Consider the following 15,955-nt stretch of genomic DNA (forward strand, 5'->3'; position numbering starts at 1 on the left):
AGTAGCTTTGTAAGAAATCACTAAAAAAGTTATAAAAATGAATATAGATGTTGATGTTTTAAAAGAAGATCTCTACGATAAAATAGCCGAAATTAATGATGAAAATGTGTTAAAAGCAATCCACACGTTAGTTGATAACATGAAAAATGAAACTTTTGAAGAGGCTACAACAGAAAAAAGAGATCTTACAGGATATATTAAAGAATGGGTGAAAAATATGTAAGCCACACAAACTAAACTTATGATCACACTCATAGCTGCAATTGCAAAAAACAATGCTTTAGGGAAAGATAATGACTTAATTTGGCACTTACCTGCCGATTTAAAACGCTTTAAAAAAGTTACTACAGGACATCCTATTTTAATGGGACGAAATACTTTTGAAAGTATTGGAAAACCTTTGCCTAATCGTACATCCATAATAATTACTCGAAACAATAACTACTTTGTTGATGGCTGTTTAATGGCTAATAGTATTGAGCAAGCTATAGAGTTGACTGAAGGAAAAGATGCATTTATTATAGGTGGAGCGCAAATTTATAAGGATGCTTTAGAACAAAATTTAGTTGATAGGTTAGATATAACTCTTTTGCATCACGAATTCGAAGCAGATGCTTTTTTCCCTGAAATAAATATGGAAATATGGAAAGAAGTAGCAAGGGAAGATTTTAAAGCTGATGAAAAAAATAAATATGACTATAGCTTCGTTTCTTATGAGAAGCGTTAACTTTTGTTATCCTAAACTTGTTTTAGAATTTCATCCTTATACTCAGAAAACTCAAAATGTCAATACAACTTACTGAAATATCAAAAACTTACGGAACACAAAAAGCAGTAAATAATATTTCCTTTTCAGCAAAAAAAGGAGAAATAGTTGGTTTTTTAGGCCCCAATGGAGCTGGGAAATCTACAACAATGAAAATCTTAACAGGGTTTATTCAACCTTCAGAAGGAACTGTATTGGTAAGTGGAATTGATGTAATATCAAATCCTATTGAAGCACAAAAAAAGATAGGTTATTTACCAGAGCATAACCCGTTGTATTTAGATATGTATGTACGAGAGTATTTACAGTTTCAAGCATCTCTACACAACATAGAAAACTCTAAGGTTAATGAGACTATTGAAAAAGTAGGGTTAACGATTGAAGCACACAAGAAAATTAATCAACTATCTAAAGGATATCGCCAAAGAGTTGGTTTAGCAGCGGCTATATTACATGACCCAGAAGTGTTGATTCTAGATGAACCAACAACAGGATTAGACCCAAATCAATTAGTTGAAATACGTCAATTAATTAAAGAACTAGGAAAAGATAAAACAGTACTACTATCTACACACATTATGCAAGAAGTAGAAGCAATGTGTGACAGAGTTATAATTATTAATAAAGGAGAAATAGTAATTAACAAACCTATTTCAGAACTTAAAACAGATAATGAACAAGTAATTAAAGTAACGTTTGATTATAAATTAGAAGAACAGTTTATAAAACGCTTACCTAATATAGTATCGTATAAAAACACTTTAGAAAATAACTGGATACTTGTTTTTAATTCAAAAGAAGATATGCGTCCAGTAATTTTTGACTTTGCACAAGAAAACGGGTTAAAAATTCTAGGATTAAATACCGAAAATAAAAACTTAGAAAGTTTATTTAGAGAGTTAACTCAATAGAAAAATAACAACCTAAAAAGAAAGACTCCTTGCATACATTATGTAAGGAGTTTTTTGTTTTACTTACTTGGTATCTCTAAAGTTTAAGCCTTACTATTTAAAAAAGTAAGGGTGATTTTCCCCTTTTTACTACCTGTAATTCTATTAGAAAATATTTAGGAGAAACTACTTTTTTAAAAGAGTTTTTCATTGCGGTTACTCTTGGTAAGAGCGATTAATTTTACAATGTCTGATTGCTAACCCTTCAATCTACAAGCAAAACTAACCAAACTTACTATTAAAATGATTTTTGAAATATTACAAATCATTACCGAAGAACTAAATGATTATTTCGACGAAAAAGCTGTAGACCTATCAAATATAGCTATGGCGGACGGAGATGGAAATTCCCCAGCAAACACTCCAGATATTTCGTTAACATTAATCAATACACAAGAAGAATTTGCGCTAAAAAATACTTCTAACAATCGTGTAGAAGGAACTACAGTTAGTTACAGAAATCCAAAAGTATATTTAAACCTTTATGTTTTATTCAGTGTAGATAAATCCAGTTATGCTGAATCTTTAAAGAGTTTAACAAAAATATTAGCCTTTTTCCAGGGGAAAAAAGTATTCACACATCAAAACACCAACTTTGAAGGTATAGATGGATTAGGAGACCTAAAGACGTTTAAGTTTATTACCCAACTATATACACCTTCTTTTGAAGAGTTAAATTATATATGGGGAACCTTAGGAGGTAAGCAGTACCCATCTGTACTTTACAAAATAACATTACTAGAAATAGAAAGGGATGTTGTAACTAATGAAGGAACAGTAGTCTCAGGTATTGAACAACAATCAATAATTAAAAATTAAATGATTATGTACAAAACACTGTTCAATATCAATATATACCACTCTTACTTCCTAAACGAAGGAGAACGAACTTTTTTCGAATTAAATGGAGGAAATAATGGAGTAACACCTCTTACAGAAGAAGAAAAAAAACGTTTAGAAGAACAATATGATATCAGCAAGTTTCTATCAATTCAACCTACTGAAGAAACTAGAAAAAGTTTAAAAAATCACAGACTATTACTTAGAAACCATAAAAAGGGAGTTCGAGTACTATCAGAAACAATAAAAGTAACTACAGAAGAAGGAAATCAAGAAGTAGATAGATATAGTCCAATAATTATCTTATCTGATTCACTAACGTTAACTTTTTACTTAAAAGTACATCATCCTTATTTTGAAAATTTTTCTAACATAATTGAAAAGAAAGAGCAGCAATTATATTACTTATCAAACAAAAGTTCCTCAGCAATCAATTTATTTGAAACAATTTCAGAAGTAAAAAAATGGAGTTCTTTTTTGATTTCAGATAGTGAAACAAGAAAGCTTTTACATCAACTAGAAAGTGAAAAAGAACTTGAAACAGTTACACCAAACTTAGTAACTATTGCAAATGTAGAAGCATCAGAGTTAGATACTATTGAGTCTAAAATAACGAAGGCTATTCCTTTAAATGTAGAAGAGCAAAAGGTACTAGGTATAATCAACTCTTTTGTAAAAAGAATTAAAAATAGTGGAGTAATAGGTGTTGTTCAAATCCAGATATCAGGAGACAACAATACCAATTTAACAGAGGAAGTATTAGCCAAGAATGAAGAAACAGAAGTCTTTGATGTATCAAAACAATGCTTGTTAAAAGAGTTTCCTGAGTTTACTATTTGCATTGAAAATAGGAATACATTTTGGCGTTACACAAAAAGAAGTGAAAACCTTGTAATGACTACATCAGAAGAAAAACCATTGACACTTAATGGGCGTGTAGAGATAGAGAAACAAGACGTTATACCAGAACCACAAGAAGATTATTATTTCCCTAATCCTACTCCTGAAAGTATTAAGAAAGAATCACAAAATTATTATTCGGAAGTATTTATATAAACAAAAATTAAAATTTAAAACAAGTAATTATGTCAGCGTACAAAACACCAGGAGTCTACGTAGAGGAAATTGTAAAGTTTCCGCCTTCGGTAGCTCAAGTAGAAACAGCAATTCCAGCTTTTATTGGTTATACCGAGAGAGCAACTAATAAGGTTAAAGGAGATTTGAAAGGAATTCCTACTCGAATAACATCGATGTTGGAATATGAAACATATTTTGGAGGAGCAAAACCAGAAACAACAATTCAAGTAAAAATTACAGATGTAAGAGTTAATGGAGCTAACGAAAGGAATATTGTAGTTAATCAACCATCCGAAAGAGAACCTTTTTTAATGTATTACTCTATGCAAATGTACTTTGCTAATGGAGGCGGACCATGTTATATTGTTTCTGTAGGTAGATATGGAGATGATTTAGATACAAACGATACAAAAATTGTTAATGTAAACGACATTGATTTAATGACTCATTTTACCCAAGGATTAAATGATGTAAGAAAAGTTGATGAACCAACATTAATTTTGTTTCCAGATGCAACTGCAATTTCGTCTGATACAACTTTTTATGATCTTTATGAACTAGCATTACAACAGTGTAACGAATTACAAGATCGTTTTACGATTATTGATACAAGATCTTATGACGCTGATAGTCCAACCGACCCTAATATAGGTATACTAAGAAGTGAAATAGGTTTAGGAAAAGATTACCTTAAGTATGGAGCAGCTTATTACCCACATTTAAAAACAATTTTAGACTATAAGTTCGATAAAAACAGTGTAAGTATTACCCATGTAAATGAAGCAGATCCACAAGCAAAAGTTGTAATTACAAACAATTTAAATGCTATAGATGTTGCAGCAGCTGTAAAGAGTATTTCTGATAAATCTGGAGCTACAGACTTAGCAGGTTCTTTGGCAGAGGTTGTAAATTATTTATATAGTATAAATACAGGAGGAAAAGAAGGACTTAATTTAGAAGAAAGAAATTCTGAGTCTAAAGATTATACAGGAGCAAGACCATTGACATTACACGGTAATTTAGTAAAGTTATTAAGTGACTTGGAAGCGTTAATTGATGTGAAAAGTAAAATTAATGTTGAGGCAAAAGCCGCAATATCTGCTCTTGAAGATGAATTAGCTGCTGCGGCAGATGTTACAGATATTCAAGGGAAACTAGCAGCTTTTAATTTATTATTTGAGGACACAGATAAGGTTGAGCAAGTATTTGAAGAGTTATCAAAATTAACAATTAATTTAAAAAACTTTATTGATGATGGTAACACTACTAAAATTAAGAATGTAATTGAAAATAATACTTCGAATATTGTAGATGAGGTAAACAAATTGATTACAATTACAATGCCTGCTTCACCAGCAGAAATAGCTCCAGTAGCAAAAGGAGATACTACAATTTTTGATGGAATTGAAACTTCTTGGGATACTTTAAAGGCTTCTATTGTTGATGAGGTAGCAGTTGGTCCTCAAAATATAGATTTAGATACAAATAATGGAGAATTGCACGGTAGAAGTTTAGGAAGTATAGAGAGTTCAGATAATGAAACATACAACCTAATTTTAACTGAAATAGGAAACTTACCATTAGTATTACCACCTAGTAGTGCAATGGCAGGAGTATATGCGAGAGTTGATTCAGATAGAGGAGTATGGAAGGCACCAGCCAATGTAGGTCTTACTTATGTTATGGAGCCTACAGTAAAAGTTTCCCATGAAGATCAACAAAACTTAAATGTAGATACAGTTGCAGGTAAATCAATCAATGCCATTAGATCATTCGTTGGAAAAGGAAACTTAGTTTGGGGAGCGAGAACCCTTGCAGGAAATGATAACGAGTGGAGATATGTATCTGTAAGACGTTTCTTCAACATGGCAGAAGAGTCAATCAAAAAAGCATCAGAACAATTTGTTTTCGAACCTAATGATAAAAACACTTGGGTGCGTGTAAAAGCAATGATTGACAACTTCTTAACACAACAATGGAGAGCAGGAGCACTTGCAGGTCCTACACCAGAAAAAGCATTTTATGTAAGTGTTGGTTTAGGAGAAACCATGACTGCTCAAGATGTTTTAGAAGGAAATATGATCATAGAAATAGGTATGGCAGTAGTACGTCCAGCTGAATTTATCATCCTTAAATTCTCTCACAAAATGCAAGAAGCATAAGTAAACTAACTAACCAAAAAATTATAAATAAAAAATAAAGAATCATGGCAGAATCATATCCAATGCCAAAGTTTTCCTTCGAGGTAACCTTTGGAGATACGAAATTTAATTGTACAGAAGTATCAGGGTTAAGTTTTGATAATAAAGTAATAGAATATCGTGGAGGAGCAGATAAAGAATACCACAAATCAAAACAACCAGGCTTGTTCGAGTATAGTAACATTACTATGAAGAGAGGAACCTTTGTAGATGAAAGTAAACAGTTTTACAAGCAATGGGCTAAAACAGTTTATTTCCAAGAAGGAGGTGAGCAGTTTAGAGGAGACTTAACCATCAAGTTATTAGATGAGACAGGGCAACCAGCAGTAGTATGGGAAGCTCAGAATGCTTATATCACTAAAGTACAGCCTACAGATTTAAAAGCGGATGGTAATGAAATTGCCATTGAAACTGCTGAATGGGCAATTGAGAAGCTAAAAATGTCATCGTAATGAGCTATCATCCACCAGTAGGATTTAGTTTTAAAGTAGAGTTTGAAGACATCTCAACTTCAAGCGGCGACAACTCATTTCAATCAGTTTCAGGTCTCACTGTAGACCTTGAAACTGAAGAAATAGCCGAAGGAGGAGAAAACAGATTCAAGCATAAAATACCCGTACGTTCCAAATATCCAAATTTAGTGTTGAAAAGAGGGATGCTTGTAGACTCGGAAGTAATCAAGTGGTGTAAAAAAGCTTTAGGAAACTTTGAAATACAACCTGTAAACATCAATGTAATGTTATTAGGAGAAGACGAACAAGCCATACAAACTTGGAATGTAAAACATGCATATCCTGTAAAATGGAATGTAGGTGACTTTAACGCTGAAGAAAGTAAACTGGTTATTGAAACACTTGAGTTAACCTATAATTATTTTAAAATAGTATAAGATGCCTATTACCATCAAAGAACTACATATCAAGATTAATGTGGATGAAAAATCAGTATCACAAGGGAAGACGAGTGGATCAAAAAACGGAAATACTGCAGCTATAGTTTCAGCATGTGTGGAAGAAGTAATGGATATTCTTGAAAGGCAAAAACAACGATAATGAGTCAAGGAGAATTAAAAAAATTAGTAATAAAGGCCTATTCTGACGATAAGTTTAAGGATGAAGTAGCCAATGGAGAGTTTACAACACTTATAAACCCAGAAAAGTATATGATTGCTTATAAGCCAGAATATACTGAAGAGCAAGGGCAAGGTACAAGTGGTTATCAACCTAAGTTTACAAGAATACCTCCTCAAGAATTAGATTTAGACTTGTTATTTGATAGTAGTGGAGCCATTGACGGAAAAAGTGATCTAAAAGATGGAATCATAGATAAAATAGAAGCATTCAAAAAAATTGTATTCGAATATAAAGGAGAGGAGCACAAACCTAACTATTTAATGATTAAATGGGGAGCTCTCCTTTTTAAAGGCTCTTTAGTCGATCTTTCTATAGAATATAAATTGTTTGCACCAGATGGAACACCATTACGTGCCAGTGCAAAGCTTAAGGTAAAAGGTACTATTGATGATGATTTAAGAGTAGCAAGAGAAAACAATCAGTCGCCAGATTTAACACACTATCGTAAAGTAAAGTCAGGAGACACTTTGCCACTTATGTGTCATCGTATTTATGGAGACTCCAAGTATTATTTAGAAGTAGCTCGCGTTAATAAAATAATGCAGTTCAGAAAATTACAACCTGGTCAAGAAATTTTTTTTCCACCCTTACAAAAATTCGCATAAATGAATAATACAGGAACTATACAAACTTCAAAAAGTGCAGATTTAGTCACTTTTAAAATCTTGATTGAAGGAGAAGAACTCTCGAAACAATATGAGGTGAAAAATATTACTGTTTCAAAAGAAGTAAATAAAATACCAACCGCTCAAATTATTTTAATTGATGGAGAAGCTTCACAGAGAGATTTTAAATTAAGTAATGAAGAGTTGTTAATTCCTGGAAAAGAAATTGAAATTACAGCAGGATACCATTCTGATGAAGAAACCATTTTCAAGGGAATTGTTATCAAACATAATCTAAGAATTAGAGCCAGTTCAGCACAGTTAATTGTTGAATGTAAAGATGAAGCGGTGAAAATGACCGTAGGTAGAAAAAGTAAATACTTCTATGAAAGCACCGATAGCGACATTTTTGAAGAAATTATAGGTAATTACGGATTATCTAAAGATGTAGAGGCTACCAATTATAACCATGCAGAATTAGTACAATACAATGCGTCAGATTGGGATTTTGTGGTTTCAAGAGCACAAGTAAATGGGAAACTGTGTTTTGTGGATGATGGAACTATAATCGTAGCCAAACCCAACGTCAGTCAGTCAGAAATTGAAACCGTAACCTTTGGAGGTTCGTTATTAGACTTTGATGCAGAAATTGATGCTCGTCATCAAGTAAAAAAAGTAGCTGCTTATAGTTGGAATCATGCCGACCAAGAAGTAATAGAAATTGAAGGAAAAGATCCAAATGTAAGTTTAAACGGAAACTTATCGGTTTCAGACTTAAACAAAACAATAGGTTTAGAAAGTATGGAGTTACGACACGGTGGTGTGGTAACCGGTACCGAATTACAAGATTGGGCTGATGCTAAATGGTTATTTCAACAATTGGCAAAAGTAAGAGGGCGTGTAAAGTTCCAAGGAATCCCGTCGGTGAAACCAAACACCATTTTAAAACTAGAAGGTGTAGGAGACCGATTTAACGGAAATGTATATGTAACAGGAGTTCAGCACGTAATTTCAGAAGGAAATTGGGTGGCCAATGCACAATTTGGTTTATCAACAGAATGGTTTTCTGAAACCTTTGAAATTTCAGCAAAACCAGCTTCAGGGTTATTACCAGCTATTCAAGGCTTACAAGTAGGAATTGTTTCTCAATTAGAAGAAGATCCTGATGGAGAAGATAGAATTCTGGTACAAATACCTATAGTAAATAACGAAGAAGAAGGTATTTGGTGTAGAGTAGCTTCACCCGATGCAGGAGAAAATAGAGGTATTTATTTCCGACCAGAAATAGGTGATGAGGTTATTGTAGGGTTTATCAATGATGATCCTAATGATGCTATTGTTTTAGGAATGTTGCATAGTAGCGCAAAACCATCTCCAATCACAGCAACCGATGATAATCACGGAAAAGGAATCATTACAAGAAGTGAAATGAAGGTATTGTTTGATGACGACAAAAAAATAATCACCATTGAAACACCCGCAGGAAAAATGATTACGCTGGATGAAGATGAAGGAGCCATAACGATTGAAGATGATAATTCTAATGTAATTACTATAAACAGTGATGGGATATCAATGGAAAGTGCTGGAGATATTTCATTAAAAGCGTCAGGAGATGTAAATATTGAAGGAACCAATGTCAGCATAGCAGCAAATGCAGAATTTAAAGCAGAAGGCAGTGCTGGAGCAGAGGTTTCAACAAGTGCTATAGCAGTTGTAAAAGGTTCATTAGTTCAAATAAATTAAAAAATGGGAAACCCAGCAGCAAGAATAACAGACATGCACGTGTGTCCAATGGTTACAGGAGTTGTACCTCACGTTGGAGGACCAATTTTACCCGCAGGAGAGCCTACGGTATTAATTGGAGGTTTACCCGCAGCAAGAGTGGGTGATATGGCAACATGTACTGGACCACCTGATAGTATAGTAATGGGTTCAGGAACCGTATTAATAGGTGGAATGCCAGCTGCAAGAATGGGAGATAGTACAGCACATGGAGGTACCATCGTACTAGGAGAACCAACAGTTTTAATAGGATAATAATGGAAAATAAAAAAGCATTTTTAGGAATAGGTTGGGATTTTCCACCAGAGTTTTCAAAAGATCTAAGCGAAGTTGTCATGATTTCTGAAGAAGAAGATATTAAAAGTAGTTTAGAAATACTGTTAACTACCAGATTAGGAGAACGTGTTATGCTACCTAACTATGGTTGCAATTTGCAAGAGCTTCTTTTTGAGAAGTTAGATAGAACGCTAATAACCTATGCCAAAGATTTAATAGAAACAGCAATTTTATATCACGAACCTCGAATAGATGTTATTCATATTGATGTTTCAGAAACTGATCCTTTAGAAGGAATGTTGGTCATAAAAATTGAATATAGAATTAGAGCTACGAATAGTAGAACCAATGTGGTTTTCCCTTTTTATAAAGGAGAAGGAACCGATATAAACTAAGATACATCATGAGTAAAATCATTTCTAACATATTGCAACGAAGTGGAACAGGTCAAGAGCTACGATACATTGAAGCATTGAATCCTGAAAATTTCGAACTTCACGATTTTACTATAGAAGATTGGATATTGTTTGCCTATAATTTTGCCAAAAAGCTAAATTATTTTCCTACAGAAAATCACGAAGTAGCTTCAGGAGATTGGCAACATTTTTTCAAAAAACTAACCACTGAAAATATCCCTTTTAGAGGAACAAGAGAGTACAATAAATTAAAAGAGAATATTCAGACAACTCTTGAGGGGTATACCCAAGAAGGAAAATTAAGTCCGCACTTAACTTTATTCGTATGTTTTTTAAAGTTATTAGAACATTCAAAAGAACGATTTAATAATCTGACCAAACGTCACTTAGATTTTTATTACAAAGAAATACTTCAAGTTCAAAAAAGAGAGCCAATTCCAGATCAAGCACATGTAATTTTTGAACTAGCTAAAAAAATAACGGATGAACGAATAGAAGAAGGCACTTTATTAGATGCGAAAAAAGACAGTCTTGGTAATCCGTTAGTATACGAAACAGAAGAAGAGTTAATTGTCAATAAAGCATCAGTAGGAGCTATAAAAACAATTTATAACAACAACACAGCAGAATTTAAAAAGATAAAAGCAAGTGAGGTAGCAAATACGAAAGATGGAATTGAAGAGGAATTACCAGAAGACGAACCATATTGGTACCCTTTTGGGTATCCAGCAAGTGAAAAGAATGCTACTGAGTTGCCAGATGCTGAACTTGGGTTTTCTATTGCTTCACCGATGTTGTGGTTACAAGAAGGAGATAGAACAGTAACGGTTACTATTAAGTTTAAAAACAATTTTGAAGAATCATCTTTTGAGGTAAGTGAATTAATCCCAACCATTCAAATTTTTGGTAGCGGAAAAGAAAAATGGATAACACCAACATTAACCGCAATTAACCATGTGAACGAAGGTAATTTGGAAATTACTAATGAAGTAAGTTTTACATTTACATTAGGACTTGATTCAGAAGCGTTGGTAGCATATAATGAAGAGTTTTTACTTGAAAAATACGATACATCATATCCATTAGTTCGTTTTGTTTTTGATGTTTCTAACACGAAAGGATACGATTTTTATAGGTTGTTGGCAGGAAATACACTTGAAAAAGTAACTATAAAAACAGATGTTAAAGGAGTAAAATTAGCAACCGTTGAAAATGATAATGGAGTTGTAAGAACCAAAAAACCATTTCATCCTTTTACAACTCGTCCTATTGAGGGTTCAAATTTTAGTGTAAACTATAACGAAGCCTTTTCAAAAAAGTGGAATAACTTTACTGTAAACTTACGCTGGAAAAACACTCCAAATGATTTTAAAGAGTGGTATCAGGCATATTTAAAACCATCAAGTTACTCTTCAATCGAAACATATGGAGATGAATTAGGTGAAGATATAGATTCAAGAGAATTAATAATAGAAGACCATGCTTGCTTTAAAACGAAAAAAAGATTATTACATGCAGCGGGAGAAGCAAAAGAAACCATAGGTGAAGTCCAGAATTTGTTTAAAAAAGAAGTAGATGAAGAAAGCGAAGAAATAATCTATACTTCAGAGTTTAAGGCAAAAAATACAGGAAGTAGTTACGAAATAGATAAAGCTGGTCCTTTACAACTAACATTAGAACAATCATTTTTACATCAGTTGTACCCTAAGTTGTACGCATTAGCAGTAAGTGCAGAAGACAAAGGTATTAACCTTCCTAACGAGCCATATACACCATTAGTAGAATCAATTTCTGTTGATTATATAGCAGAAGAAACTATTGTGATGGAAAATATGGATTTGGAAGGAAATCGTATTCAGCTTTTTCACGAACATCCGTTTGGGCAGCATGAAGAAAATTATGCAGAAAAGAAGTATTTACAGGAGGAAAAAAATATCATCGATGTTTTTGATAAAGATACAGTCCAAACTTTTTTAGTTCCTAAGTATTGTTTAGGAGGGTATCTATTTTTAGGAATAGAAAATGTAGAGCCCCAGCAAAATCTTTCACTGTTAATTCAAGTATTAGAAGGAAGTGAAAACCCACTAGTAGAAAGTTTCGGAGAAAATGAAAAGATAAATTGGTCGATATTATGTAATAATAAATGGAAAACGTTAGAGAATAATATCATTTCTAATAATACAGATAACTTCTTAAAATCAGGAATTGTTAAGTTTTCAATACCTAAAGAAGCTACTTCAAATAATACATTATTACCATCAGGATATACTTGGATAAAAGCACAAATGAGTAAATCATTTGAAGCAGTTTGTAAAGCAATTGGAATTCATGCTCAAGCAGTATTAGCAACGTTCAAGAATAACGATAATGAAGTAAGTCATTTAAAAAATGGGTTGCCTAGTGAGACCATTAAAAAAATGGTGACACGCATTCCGCAAATAAAATCAGTTTCGCAGCCTTATAATGCATTTGGTGGAAGTACAGAAGAATCTGATGCTAATTTTTATAGGAGAATAAGCGAGCGATTACGTCACAAAAACAGAGCCATAACTTTATGGGATTATGAACACTTAATTCTTCAGGAGTTTCCTGAAATCTATAAAGTGAAGTGTTTAAATCATACTTCAGAAACAAGTTTTACAGCAGCAGGGCATGTTACTTTAATTGTGGTGCCAGATACCGTAAATAAAAATGTATTTGATATTTACCAACCAAGAGTTAGCAAAGCTACTTTAAACAGTGTTACGAATTATATCAATTCATTAAACACCTTGCATGTAAATGCTGAAGTTATCAATCCTAATTATGAAGAAATAATGATTGGTTTAGAAGTTAGTTTTTATGAAGGATATGATGAAAACTATTACACCGAGCAGCTAAAAACTGACATCACGAAATTCCTATCACCTTGGGCGTTTGACGAAACCAAAGAAGTAACCTTCGGGATTATGCTGCACAAAAGCATATTGATTGACTACTTAGAAAAACTGGCTTATGTAGATTATTTACAGAATGTAACCATGAATGGTGATGCCAAGGTGTACAAAATAGAACCAAGTAATCCAAAATCAATATTAGTATCTGCTAAAACACATAATGTAAGTACTGTATTAACTACCTGTAAAGGAACTAAAAAAATCATAGAACAAACATGTCAGCTATAAACGAACATATCAATATTCCAAAGAATATATCTACCAAAGATGACTTAGATTTTTCTTTTTTAAGAAAAGAAGGAATCTCTTATTTGGAAACATTAGGAGGTAAGTTATGGACTGACTTCAATTCACACGATCCAGGGGTTACTATTTTAGAAATGTTGTGTTATGCTATTACCGATTTAGGGATGCGTATTGATACACCACTGGAGAACTTATTAGCATCCAAAGATCCCAATTTATCACTACAAGCCCAATTTTACAAGGCTTCAGAAATTTTTCCAACCAAACCAGTTAATGAATTAGATTATAGAAAACTGTTTATTGATTTAGAAGGAGTAAAAAATTGTTGGCTACGAATTTATGACAAACAAGTGTTTGTTGATTGCAAGAATAACAAATTAAGCTATAAAAAGTTTGAAGACATTCTACCAGAATTTCAAAAAGATTTTAAGCTAAAAGGATTGTATTCGCTATTAGTTGATTTAGAAGAAGGCTATACAAAAGAACAGGTTTTTCCGAATATCAAAACAGCTTACCATAAGAATAGAAATTTATGTGAAGATTTAATAGAAATAAAAGAAGTAGATACTCAATCGATTGCTATTTGTGCTAATGTTGATGTAATTCCTGAAGCAGATGAAGAATGGGTATATGCTAATATTTTATTCCAAATAGAAAACTACCTATCTCCATCTTTAAAGTTCTATTCAATTCAGCAAATGCTGGATAAAGGGTATACAACTGATGAGGTTTTTGATGGACCTATTTTAAAGAATGGATTTATAGATGTAAAAGAACTGAAAAAAGCAGAATTGAGAAAAGAAGTGCGCCTTTCAGATGTAATGAAAATCATCATGAACATTGAAGGGGTAAAATTAATTAAAGACATCTCTGTAGGTTTTTGTGATGAAAATATAGTCCAAGAAAATAAATGGGTAGTTTGTATTGATCCTGATAAAAAACCTGTGTTATGTGAAAAGAGTACGTTTAATTTTAGTAAAGGATTCCTTCCTCTCAACTTAAACTATGATAGAGTAGATGAGTACTTAAAACAATTAAAAGAAGATGAAATAGAATCGCAACAAATAGCAGATGAAGACAAGGTTTTATCGTTACCAAAAGGGAGTTCAATAGGAGCTAACGAGTACACTACTATTCAAAATGATTTCCCGGATACTTACGGAATCGGTCAAGAAGGATTAGCCGTACATGTTACGAATGAAAGGAAAGCAAAAGCAAAACAATTAAAAGCCTATCTAACATTTTTCGATCAAATCTTAGCAAGCTATTTCAAGCATTTATCAGAAGTAAGAACGTTACTTTCAGTTAGTGGACAAGAAACCCGTACCTTTTTTACACAAGCTGTTAAAGACATTAAAGATTTTGAGGAACTCGTTAGTGAATATCCACAGTCAAATGATGATGAATTAACAAAGCTATTGTTCAATCAGTTTGATAATAATATAGAGCGACGAAACTCTATTTTAGATCATTTGCTAGCACGTTTTGCAGAAAGATTTGGAGAGTACACATTTATTATGAAAGCGCTATATGGAACAGCTACTGATGAAATTGTATTATCAAACAAAGAAGCCTTTTTAAAAGATTATAAAGTAATAAGTAGCGAAAGAGGACTAGCTTTTAATTATTACAAACAAACTCAAGATAATTTATGGGATACTAGTAATGTATCTGGATTTCAAAAGAGAGTAGCACGTTTAATGGGAATTGCTAATGAAAAGCGAAGACATTTAACAGAAACCAATGTAGAGGTATACGAATTAACAGATAGTGATGATCAAACAGTGTATAGATGGAGGTTAAGAGATAATGATGGAAATATACTACTATCAGCTACCGAAAATTATACAAGAGTAGCTTTTGCTATTGAAGAACTATATTTTGCGGTATTACAGGTTGTACAAACAAAAGAAAAAGACATAGAAAAAGCTTTTCAAAATGGAATTGTAGATGAGGTGCAAGTAGGATTTATAAGAATTCATAAATCTACTCCTTCTAAACCATCGATTCCTGTTAAATACTCTTTTGATGTAATTGATCCAGAGCAACCAGTTAGTAGTACTGATTATATCATAGCCAAACAGTACAAATATTATGCTGATATCAATGATTTGAAAGAAGCATTATTAGAGATAATTTCCTTTCTAAAAAAAGATTTCACTGAAGAAGGAATGTTTTTAGTAGAGCATATGCTATTACGTCCTGATGTCACCGATAATGAAGCGGAAAACTTCTTACCTATTTGCGCAAAAGACTGTGAAGATTGCGGAACTATCGATCCTTATTCTTACAGAGTTAGTATTGTTTTACCAGGATATACGTATCGCTTTTCAAATCCAAATTTTAGGCACTATATGGAAGATGTTATCAGACAAGAACTTCCGGCACATATACTACCAAGAATATGTTGGGTAGGAGAGCGTAAAGGAATTGTACCTGATAATGAAAATGATTTATTACAGTTCGAAAACTCTTATAAAGAGTACCTATTTGCCAAAACAGATCTGGAGCAAGAACAACCAACAGAAAATAATGAATTACAAAATTTGATACATGCAATGCATCAGCTAAATACAATTTATCCAGTAGGAAGATTAACAGACTGTAGTGCAGAGGATGAAGCCTTAGATGGAAGAATTATTTTAAATCAATCCAGCATAGGAAGCATTGGAGCAGAAAAAGAAAATAATAACGAAGAAAACTCATAAAAATAGTACGTGTTTA

15 protein-coding genes are annotated in these 15,955 nt (G+C 32.7%); all 15 read left to right on the forward strand.

From position 1 onward, the window contains the following. The first annotated feature begins 37 nt into the window (after positions 1-37). The 15 genes from D6T69_RS04540 to D6T69_RS04605 all read left to right on the forward strand — a co-directional run bounded on the left by D6T69_RS04540 (position 38) and on the right by D6T69_RS04605 (position 15,939). Positions 38-223 (forward strand): hypothetical protein, encoded by a 186-nt coding sequence (locus tag D6T69_RS04540; RefSeq protein ID WP_047790311.1) that lies wholly within the window; start codon positions 38-40, stop codon positions 221-223. A gap of 18 nt (positions 224-241) precedes the next feature. Then, complete coding sequence (locus D6T69_RS04545; protein WP_125066654.1) at positions 242-727, forward strand: dihydrofolate reductase; 486 nt, start codon at positions 242-244, stop codon at positions 725-727. 56 nt (positions 728-783) lie between these two features. Then, positions 784-1,677, forward strand: a complete 894-nt coding sequence (gene gldA, locus D6T69_RS04550; protein ID WP_125066655.1) for a gliding motility-associated ABC transporter ATP-binding subunit GldA — start codon at positions 784-786, stop codon at positions 1,675-1,677. Positions 1,678-1,959: 282 nt separating this feature from the next. Then, a complete protein-coding gene (locus tag D6T69_RS04555; protein WP_047790308.1) occupies positions 1,960-2,535 on the forward strand; it encodes a DUF4255 domain-containing protein in 576 nt (191 codons plus the stop codon). 6 nt (positions 2,536-2,541) lie between these two features. Further along, positions 2,542-3,612, forward strand: coding sequence for a hypothetical protein (locus D6T69_RS04560; protein ID WP_125066656.1), 1,071 nt, complete (start codon positions 2,542-2,544; stop codon positions 3,610-3,612). 29 nt (positions 3,613-3,641) lie between these two features. Further along, positions 3,642-5,795, forward strand: a complete 2,154-nt coding sequence (locus D6T69_RS04565; protein WP_240628361.1) for a phage tail sheath C-terminal domain-containing protein — start codon at positions 3,642-3,644, stop codon at positions 5,793-5,795. A 44-nt stretch (positions 5,796-5,839) separates the two neighbouring features. Then, a complete protein-coding gene (locus D6T69_RS04570) occupies positions 5,840-6,286 on the forward strand; it encodes a phage tail protein (protein WP_047790305.1) in 447 nt (148 codons plus the stop codon). Further along, positions 6,286-6,723: a phage tail protein gene (locus D6T69_RS04575; protein ID WP_047790304.1), complete on the forward strand. Its 438-nt coding sequence runs from the start codon at positions 6,286-6,288 to the stop codon at positions 6,721-6,723. The genes D6T69_RS04570 and D6T69_RS04575 overlap by 1 nt, the downstream gene beginning before the upstream one ends. Before the next feature lies 1 nt (position 6,724). Beyond that, on the forward strand, positions 6,725-6,886 hold the full coding sequence (locus D6T69_RS15935) for a DUF5908 family protein (protein ID WP_164506685.1): 162 nt from the start codon (positions 6,725-6,727) through the stop codon (positions 6,884-6,886). Then, the gene (locus D6T69_RS04580) at positions 6,886-7,572 is read left to right on the forward strand and encodes a CIS tube protein (RefSeq protein ID WP_125066658.1); all 687 of its coding nucleotides are present in this window, start codon (positions 6,886-6,888) and stop codon (positions 7,570-7,572) included. Before D6T69_RS15935 ends, D6T69_RS04580 begins: the two co-directional genes overlap by 1 nt. Further along, positions 7,573-9,318, forward strand: a complete 1,746-nt coding sequence (vgrG, locus tag D6T69_RS04585; protein ID WP_125066659.1) for a type VI secretion system tip protein VgrG — start codon at positions 7,573-7,575, stop codon at positions 9,316-9,318. It abuts the gene before it with no gap. Positions 9,319-9,321: 3 nt separating this feature from the next. Next, positions 9,322-9,612 carry a PAAR domain-containing protein gene (locus D6T69_RS04590; protein WP_073182583.1) on the forward strand — a complete coding sequence of 97 codons (291 nt, stop codon included), beginning with the start codon at positions 9,322-9,324 and terminating at the stop codon, positions 9,610-9,612. 2 nt (positions 9,613-9,614) lie between these two features. Beyond that, complete coding sequence (locus D6T69_RS04595; RefSeq protein ID WP_125066660.1) at positions 9,615-10,028, forward strand: GPW/gp25 family protein; 414 nt, start codon at positions 9,615-9,617, stop codon at positions 10,026-10,028. 8 nt (positions 10,029-10,036) lie between these two features. Then, positions 10,037-13,213, forward strand: a complete 3,177-nt coding sequence (locus D6T69_RS04600) for a baseplate J/gp47 family protein (RefSeq protein WP_125066661.1) — start codon at positions 10,037-10,039, stop codon at positions 13,211-13,213. Then, the gene (locus D6T69_RS04605; protein ID WP_125066662.1) at positions 13,201-15,939 is read left to right on the forward strand and encodes a hypothetical protein; all 2,739 of its coding nucleotides are present in this window, start codon (positions 13,201-13,203) and stop codon (positions 15,937-15,939) included. Before D6T69_RS04600 ends, D6T69_RS04605 begins: the two co-directional genes overlap by 13 nt. Positions 15,940-15,955: the final 16 nt, after the last annotated feature.

The organism is Tenacibaculum singaporense, assembly GCF_003867015.1.
Lineage (GTDB): Bacteria > Bacteroidota > Bacteroidia > Flavobacteriales > Flavobacteriaceae > Polaribacter > Polaribacter singaporensis.

Excerpts from the sequence above, each read along its gene's own strand:
- D6T69_RS04540 (WP_047790311.1), top strand. The coding sequence starts at position 38 with ATGAATATAGATGTTGATGTTTTAAAAGAAGATCTCTACGATAAAATA.
- D6T69_RS04545 (WP_125066654.1), top strand. The coding sequence starts at position 242 with ATGATCACACTCATAGCTGCAATTGCAAAAAACAATGCTTTAGGGAAA.
- gldA (WP_125066655.1), top strand. The coding sequence starts at position 784 with ATGTCAATACAACTTACTGAAATATCAAAAACTTACGGAACACAAAAA.
- D6T69_RS04555 (WP_047790308.1), top strand. The coding sequence starts at position 1,960 with ATGATTTTTGAAATATTACAAATCATTACCGAAGAACTAAATGATTAT.
- D6T69_RS04560 (WP_125066656.1), top strand. The coding sequence starts at position 2,542 with ATGTACAAAACACTGTTCAATATCAATATATACCACTCTTACTTCCTA.
- D6T69_RS04565 (WP_240628361.1), top strand. The coding sequence starts at position 3,642 with ATGTCAGCGTACAAAACACCAGGAGTCTACGTAGAGGAAATTGTAAAG.
- D6T69_RS04570 (WP_047790305.1), top strand. The coding sequence starts at position 5,840 with ATGGCAGAATCATATCCAATGCCAAAGTTTTCCTTCGAGGTAACCTTT.
- D6T69_RS04575 (WP_047790304.1), top strand. The coding sequence starts at position 6,286 with ATGAGCTATCATCCACCAGTAGGATTTAGTTTTAAAGTAGAGTTTGAA.
- D6T69_RS15935 (WP_164506685.1), top strand. The coding sequence starts at position 6,725 with ATGCCTATTACCATCAAAGAACTACATATCAAGATTAATGTGGATGAA.
- D6T69_RS04580 (WP_125066658.1), top strand. The coding sequence starts at position 6,886 with ATGAGTCAAGGAGAATTAAAAAAATTAGTAATAAAGGCCTATTCTGAC.
- vgrG (WP_125066659.1), top strand. The coding sequence starts at position 7,573 with ATGAATAATACAGGAACTATACAAACTTCAAAAAGTGCAGATTTAGTC.
- D6T69_RS04590 (WP_073182583.1), top strand. The coding sequence starts at position 9,322 with ATGGGAAACCCAGCAGCAAGAATAACAGACATGCACGTGTGTCCAATG.
- D6T69_RS04595 (WP_125066660.1), top strand. The coding sequence starts at position 9,615 with ATGGAAAATAAAAAAGCATTTTTAGGAATAGGTTGGGATTTTCCACCA.
- D6T69_RS04600 (WP_125066661.1), top strand. The coding sequence starts at position 10,037 with ATGAGTAAAATCATTTCTAACATATTGCAACGAAGTGGAACAGGTCAA.
- D6T69_RS04605 (WP_125066662.1), top strand. The coding sequence starts at position 13,201 with ATGTCAGCTATAAACGAACATATCAATATTCCAAAGAATATATCTACC.